This is a genomic window from Mycobacteriales bacterium (assembly GCA_035550055.1).
Taxonomy (GTDB): domain Bacteria; phylum Actinomycetota; class Actinomycetes; order JAFAQI01; family JAFAQI01; genus DASZTV01.
The window spans coordinates 1-6,823 of sequence record DASZRO010000093.1 but is presented as its reverse complement, the minus strand read 5'-3'; the positions used below and the strand labels follow the sequence as shown (position 1 = coordinate 6,823).

Here is a 6,823-nt window from a genome sequence, read left to right as displayed (position 1 = left end):
CCGGGTCTTCGGATCCTGACGGGGTGCTGGGTTCATCGGACGACGATGGAGCCCAGCACTCGCCAGTTCGGTTTGCCGGCGTAGAGCAGGGCGCGGACGCGGTAGTTGTCGAAGTTCCGGAAGCCGAACCCGATCCGTTTGATTCGTTTGATCAGGTTGTTCAGCGCTTCGGTGGGGCCGTTGCTGACGCGGGCGATGTGGAAGTTGCAGATCTTGTCGAACCACTTCTGCAGCGTCCGCCCGAGTTTGCGTAGCTCGACGGGCATCGCGGGTCGCTGGCAGTGCTCGATCAGTTCTCGCAGCATGGCGCGCGCGGTGTCGATGTCGGTGCATCGGTAGAACTCGCGCAGCCGTTCCTTGACGCGGTGGGCGATCGCGACCTCGCCGGCGGGGTCGCCGAGGGCGAGCAGCGACGCCAGTCGCTGCTGGGCCTGGTCGTCGAGGCGTTCTTCGCCGGTGAGCAGCACCCGACGGGCACGGAATAGCGGGTCGCCGCGGCGACCGCGGTGGCCCTTGTGCTCGCGTTGCACCCGGCGGCGGACCTCGTCCAACGCGCGGTTGGCGAGCTGGATGCAGTGAAAGGCGTCCACGACCTGTGCTGCCTTGGGCAAGGTGACTGAGTAGACGGCGGCGTAGACGTTGGACATGTCCAACGCACCGAAGCGGATCTTGCCCTTCCAGGAACCCGGCTGGGAGTCCACCCAGCGCGCCACGTCTTTGAAATCACGGGTCGGCAGGATCTCCAGGATCTGATGATGGGCCACGTCGGCGACCGTGGTGCAGTACTGCCGCGAGCGCTGGGTGCGCAGTTTGACGAACGACGTCTCGTCCAGACCGATCGCCGTGGTCAGGGTCAGCCGTTTGGTGTCGGCCGCCAGCAGCGCCTCGCCATAGGTGGTGACCGCGTCGTTGACCGTGTGCCAGTCACAGTTGAGCTCTGACGCGACATCGGAGACGGCGCGACCCCGCCCGACCTGCTCGGTGGCCCACTTCGCGCAGCGGGTCGTCAGCCGGCAGTTCTTGGCCGCGATCCGATGATCACCTGAGGTCCACGACCTGCGAGGGCAGCCTTCATGGGGGCAACGGAGCCGGTGCTTGCGCCACGCCAAGGTCATCGGGGCGCCGAACACCGGCAGGTCTACATAGCGGACGACCGGCCGGTCCTTGACCTGCGCCCGCGCGCCACACGACGGGCAGAACTGCACCACCTCGACCTGCTCGATCAACAGCTCCACGTCGGGACCGGTGCGCTGATAGGCCAGCACCCGAACGTTCTTCAGCCCGACCAGGGCCTGGACTATCTCGCTAGGCTCGCGCAGGACGAAGGTGTCACGGAATTTGTTGGTCACACTTCGAAGACTGCGGCACCTTCGTCCCCATCGCCCTGCGACGCGCCAACACGAAGAAGGCCATCCCGAAGGACGGCCTCCCCGCCGAGATCCGAAGACCCAGAATCCCTTGCCTAGCAAGGGATTCTTGCATTTGCGAATGGGTGTCAGCGTGCCCAGATTCGCGCTTGCCACGACCGAGCACTAGAGGGCGTAGGCAGAGCAGCGGACACCCTGCTATTCCGGTCGCATCGGCGAGCCGAAGCGGATTACGTTGCCATCGAGGTCAACGAGCGCCGCTTCGTGCATGCCCCAGGCGGTGTCCTCCGGCCCGTGTACCTCTGCGCCAGCGGCTCGCCATTCGATGACCTCCGCATGGTGGCAGTTCGGCACAATCCCAGAGCACCGAAGCACCCGGCCCTGCTGCTTTGAGATCCACTGTGGCAGATTGCCTGGGCCTATGAGATCTGCTCGACCAGCAGCGCCTCGCCGGTCCGGCCGTGGAACGTCATCGTCATCGCGCCCACGTCCACGGTCCACCTTTCGACTCCGCTCTCGGCCATCCCACGCGACATCTCGAGGTAGCTCGTCTCTGCACGCTCGTGGCGCCTCAGATGACCGAGGAATGCTTCACGGTCACTTGTCTCGGCTACCGCCAACTCCTCGTGAGCGCTCTGCGACACCACCTTCCGGCCGTCGGCTGCGAAGAACTCCGAGTGGCCGTCGGAAATGAAGGAGTCATACCGCACGACACCGAGCGCCCCGAGTGCCCTGACGTAGTCAGGCAGCGTGTTCGCATTGCCGAGACGTTCGTGCAGCTCGTCGATCTCCTCGATCGTGAACACCTCGGAACGATAACGAGCGCCGTGGGGTACCTCGGAAGCCGCTCCAGAACTTCAGCGCCCCTGGGCGTCCTGCTCGTCGCGGTCGGCGATCCGCCTCCAGCGGCTCATCCGCGGCCCGGTCGACGAAATAGAGTCAGCACGCATGGCGGTGCAACGACTGGACAACGTCGGCATCGTTGTCGAGAGCCTCGACGCCGCGATCGACTTCTTCGGCGTCCTCGGCCTCGAACTCGAAGGCCGGACGATGGTCGAAGGCGAGTGGGCGGGACGCGTCACCGGCCTCGGCGACCAGCGGGTCGAGACAGCGATGATGCGAACGCCGGACGGCCTCCACCGCCTGGAGCTCTCGCGATTTCTTGCGCCGCCGGTGATCGCCGATCACAGGACCGCCCCGGTCAACGCCCTCGGCTACCTGCGTGTGATGTTCGCGGTGGACGACCTTGATGACACCCTCGCCCGGCTGCGAAACCACGGCGCGGAACTCGTCAGCAGTGAAGTCGTCCGGTACGAAGACGTCTATCGGCTTTGTTACATCCGCGGGCCCGAAGGCCTTCTGATCGGCCTGGCCGAAGCGCTCCGCTGAGCCCGAGCGGTGTCGCAGCTACGCGACGAGCGTGGCGGTCTCGGCAGCCGGTTCGAGCGCCGCCGCGATGATGTCGGCAACGTCACTGACCAGCCTCACCTCGAGCTGGTCGCGCACCGCACTCGGCACGTCGTCGAGGTCGGGCTCGTTGCGCGCGGGCAGGAAGATCGTCTTCAGCCCGGCGCGGTGGGCCGTGAGCAGCTTCTGCTTCACCCCGCCGATCGGCAGGACCCGGCCGTTGAGCGTCACCTCTCCCGTCATGCCGACGCCGGATCGAACCGGCCGTCCGGTTGCAAGCGAGGCAAGTGCGGTCACCATCGTCACCCCGGCGGAGGGACCGTCTTTCGGTACCGCGCCGGCCGGCACGTGAAGGTGCAGGGCTCGATCCAGCTCCGTCGGGTCGAGGCCGAGGTCGCGGCCGTGTGAACGCAGGTAGGACACCGCGATCTGCGCCGACTCCTTCATGACGTCGCCGAGCTGTCCGGTCAGGGTCAGCCCACGCTCACCCGGCATCGCGGTTGCCTCGACGAAGAGCACGTCGCCGCCCGCGCCGGTCACCGCAAGGCCGGTCGCCACTCCAGGCACCGCGGTGCGTTCGGCGCTTTCCGGGGTGAATCGAGGCCGGCCGAGATAGTCGACCAACGACTCGGCGGTGACACCCACCGGCGCGGCCTCGGGGTCGCCGGCAAGCGCCGTGGTTACTTTGCGGAGCACCTTCGCGAGCGCACGTTCGAGCTGGCGAACGCCGGCCTCGCGGGTGTGCTCGGCAGCGATCAGCCGCAACGCCCCGTCGTCGACCGACACGTCCTCGGCGCCGAGCGCCGCTCGTTCAAGCTGCCGCCGCAGCAGATGGTTGCGCGCGATCGCGACCTTCTCGTCTTCGGTATATCCATCGAGCGTCACGACTTCCATCCGGTCCAGCAGCGCCGGCGGGATGGTGTCGGCGACGTTCGCCGTCGCGAGGAACAGGACGTCGGACAGGTCCAGCTCGAGCTCGAGGTAATGGTCGCGGAACGTGTGGTTCTGCGCCGGGTCCAACACCTCGAGCAGCGCAGCCGCTGGGTCGCCACGGAAGTCCGAACCGACCTTGTCGACCTCGTCCAGCAGGACGACCGGGTTCATCGAGCCGGCGTCACGAATCGCCCGCACGATCCGGCCGGGCAACGCACCGACATACGTACGCCGATGGCCTCTGATCTCCGCCTCGTCGCGAACCCCGCCGAGTGAGACGCGGACGAAGTTGCGCCCCAGGGCGCGGGCGAGCGACTCACCGAGCGAGGTCTTGCCGACCCCGGGAGGTCCGACGAGCGCGAGCACGGCGCCACTCCCGCGGCCGCCGACGAGCTCCAAGCCGCGCTCCGCGCGACGTGCCCGCACCGCCAGGTGCTCGACGATGCGGTCTTTCACATCGTCGAGTCCCTCGTGATCCGCGTCGAGCACGTTGCGTGCGGCGACGACATCGGTGCGGTCCGTGGTGCGAACCGTCCACGGCAGGTCGAGCACGGTGTCGAGCCAGGTGCGGATCCAGCCCGCCTCCGGGTTGTTGTCGCTGCTGCGCTCGAGCTTGTCCACGTCACGCAACGCGGCCTCCCGCACCTTGTCGGGCAGCTCGCTGCTCTCCACCCGGTTGCGGTAGTCGTCGGCGCCGTCGGGCTCGCCTTCGCCGAGCTCCTTGCGGATCGCGGCGAGCTGCTGGCGGAGCAGGAACTCTCGCTGGCTCTTCTCCATGCCTTCGCGGACGTCGTCACGGATCCGCTCCGACACCTCGAGTTCGGCCAAGTGGTTGCGACCGAGCTCGATCAACCGCTCCAACCGGGCATCGACGTCGGGCGTGGCGAGCAGCCAGAGCTTGTCCTCGATGGACAGGTAAGGCGCATAGCCGGCGGTGTCTGCCAACAGCCCGGCCTCCGAGATCCGCTGCACGCTGTCGACGAACTGCCAGGCTCCGCGCTGCTGAAGGATCGAGACGGCAAGGGCCTTGTAGGAGGCGGCGAGCTCACGGGTCTTGTCGGTCGGCTCGCTCTCCTCGACGACCGTCACCTGCACCCACAACGCCGCGCCGGCGCCCGTCACCCCCGCGCCGATCTGCGCGCGTTCCCGGGCGCGTAGCACCGCGGCGGCCTCACCACTGGGCAGCCGGCCGACCTGCTCCACCGTCGCGACGACGCCGGTCGCGCCGTACGCGCCGTCGATCCGGGGCACCAGAACGAGCTTGCCGTCGGCGGCGGAGCGCGCTGCGTCAACGGCTGCCTGCGCCTCGGCGTCGAGGGCCACCGGCGCGACCATCCTGGGCAGCACGACCTCGTCAGTCAGCGGGAGCACCGGGAGGTTGAAGGATTCCGCCATCACTTCTCCTTGAGTCACTGCGACTCAACAACGATCCGGCGCAGTTGTTTCCCGGTCGCCGAGGCCTTCCGCTGTCGGCGGAATCGGCACGAGGCCGGCGTGGTTGTGGTGTCGGAGACTTTGGCCGTGACCCGCACTCAACGCCTCACCTTGTTGGCGGCGATCGTCGGCACGACGGTGGTGATGCTGGACAGCTCCGTGGTCAATGTCGCGCTTCCAGCGATCGAGCGTGATCTCGGCGGCGGGCTCGCCTCCCAGCAGTGGGTCAGCAACTCCTACCTGTTGTTGCTCGGCTCCTTCATCCTCGTCGGCGGCTCGCTGGGCGACCTCTACGGCGAGCGACTCGTCTTCGGGGTCGGCGTCGGCGCCTTCGGGGTCTGCTCGCTCGCGTGTGCGCTCGCGCCGGACATCGGCGTCCTGATCGCGGCGCGAGCATTGCAGGGCGTCGCCGGCGCACTCGTCACGCCGAGCTCCCTGGCGATCATCGTGGCAGCGTTCCCATCCGATCTTCGTGGTCGCGCGATCGGCAGCTGGACGGCGTGGACCGGCATCGGCGCGGTTGCCGGTCCGCTGCTCGGCGGCTGGATCATCGACGTGGCGTCCTGGCGATGGGTGTTTGCGATCAACGTCCCGCTGGTGGTCGCGACGATGACGCTGGTGGCACTCGCGGTCCCCCGCGTCACGCCGACCGCACATCGTCGACTCGACCTCGTCGGCGCCGTGCTCTGCGCCACGGGGCTTGGCGGGGTGATGGCCGCTTTGATCGAGCAGCCGCATCGGGGATGGTCGAGCCCGCTGATCGTCGGGCTGCTCGCCGCAGGACTGGGCTTGTTCGCCGCCTTCGTCGGCTACGAACGCCGAATCCCGGCGCCGATGGTCAAGCTCGAGCTGTTCACGGTACGCAACTTCACAGTGACCAACGTCGAGACCTTCGCGATGTACGGCGGCCTGTCGATCCTGTTCTTCTACCTGGTGATCTTCCTGCAGCAGGTGGCCGGCTACTCCGCGCTGCGCAGCGGCCTGACCACGCTGCCGGTCACGATCCTGATGTTCCTGTTGTCGAGCCGGTTCGGGGCGCTGGCGACTCGGCACGGCCCGCGGCTGTTCATGGCAGCCGGCCCGCTGGTCGCCGCCGCCGGAACGTTGTGGCTGCTGCGCGCCGGGCTGCAGACGTCGTACCTGGGCGTCGTCCTTCCTGCCCTCGTGGTGTTCGGGATCGGGCTGTCGATCACAGTCGCGCCGCTGACCACCACGGTGCTCGCCGAGGCCGACGAGAGCGACGCCGGGATAGCGTCCGCGATCAACAACGCGGTGGCACGAGTCGCTGGGCTCGTCGGCATCGGAGTGGTCGGCGTGCTCGTCGCGCACACCCTGGTGGGAGACAGCTTCAGGCGATCGCGCGACTCAGTTCATGCGTTTCACGCGTCGGTCGTCGCCTGCGCGGTATGCCTCGTCGTCGGCGGGTTGACCGGTGCGGCCGGCATCCAGAACCTGCAGCGGCACACGGCCTTGGCCGACCGCGCCGCCTCCGACTAGCTCAGCCCACCTTCTTGTAGGTGAAGTGGTCACCGGCCACCACGGCGCTCGTCCCGCCCGGCGTCACCACGAACACGTTCACCGACGCCGCCGCATGCGCCGGCGAGGTCACCGTGATCTGCGTCCCCGCCGGGTTCACCGAGAAGTCCGTCACCGCCGTCGAAGAACCGAACAACACCTTCGAG

At 67.8% G+C, this 6,823-nt stretch carries 6 protein-coding genes; 2 read left to right on the top strand and 4 right to left on the bottom strand.

Going from position 1 to position 6,823, the window contains the following annotated elements; genetic code table 11:
• Nucleotides 1-32 precede the first annotated feature (32 nt).
• Together VG899_13850 and VG899_13845 are read right to left on the bottom strand one after the other, a co-directional pair.
• On the bottom strand, nucleotides 33-1,349 hold the full coding sequence (locus VG899_13850; protein ID HWA67439.1) for an ISL3 family transposase: 1,317 nt from the start codon (nucleotides 1,347-1,349) through the stop codon (nucleotides 33-35).
• Nucleotides 1,350-1,786: 437 nt separating this feature from the next.
• Nucleotides 1,787-2,173 (bottom strand): DUF1398 family protein, encoded by a 387-nt coding sequence (locus VG899_13845; protein HWA67438.1) that lies wholly within the window; start codon nucleotides 2,171-2,173, stop codon nucleotides 1,787-1,789.
• Nucleotides 2,174-2,315: 142 nt separating this feature from the next.
• On the opposite strand from VG899_13845, the gene VG899_13840 reads away from it, so the two are divergent.
• A complete protein-coding gene (locus VG899_13840) occupies nucleotides 2,316-2,756 on the top strand; it encodes a VOC family protein (GenBank protein HWA67437.1) in 441 nt (146 codons plus the stop codon).
• Between the two features lie 18 nt (nucleotides 2,757-2,774).
• On the opposite strand, the gene lon is transcribed toward VG899_13840, so the two are convergent.
• Nucleotides 2,775-5,102 (bottom strand): endopeptidase La, encoded by a 2,328-nt coding sequence (gene lon / locus VG899_13835; protein HWA67436.1) that lies wholly within the window; start codon nucleotides 5,100-5,102, stop codon nucleotides 2,775-2,777.
• A 126-nt stretch (nucleotides 5,103-5,228) separates the two neighbouring features.
• Here lon and VG899_13830 point away from each other — a divergent pair, with 126 nt between their 5' ends.
• A complete protein-coding gene (locus VG899_13830) occupies nucleotides 5,229-6,638 on the top strand; it encodes a DHA2 family efflux MFS transporter permease subunit (GenBank protein ID HWA67435.1) in 1,410 nt (469 codons plus the stop codon).
• Nucleotide 6,639: 1 nt separating this feature from the next.
• Here VG899_13830 and VG899_13825 read toward each other — a convergent pair.
• On the bottom strand, nucleotides 6,640-6,823 hold a 184-nt coding region (locus tag VG899_13825; GenBank protein ID HWA67434.1), incomplete at its 5' end, for a hypothetical protein.

Bases quoted from the DNA above. Each gene is read 5' to 3' on its own strand.
- VG899_13840 (HWA67437.1), top strand. From the start codon at position 2,316: ATGGCGGTGCAACGACTGGACAACGTCGGCATCGTTGTCGAGAGCCTC.
- lon (HWA67436.1), bottom strand. From the start codon at position 5,102: ATGGCGGAATCCTTCAACCTCCCGGTGCTCCCGCTGACTGACGAGGTC.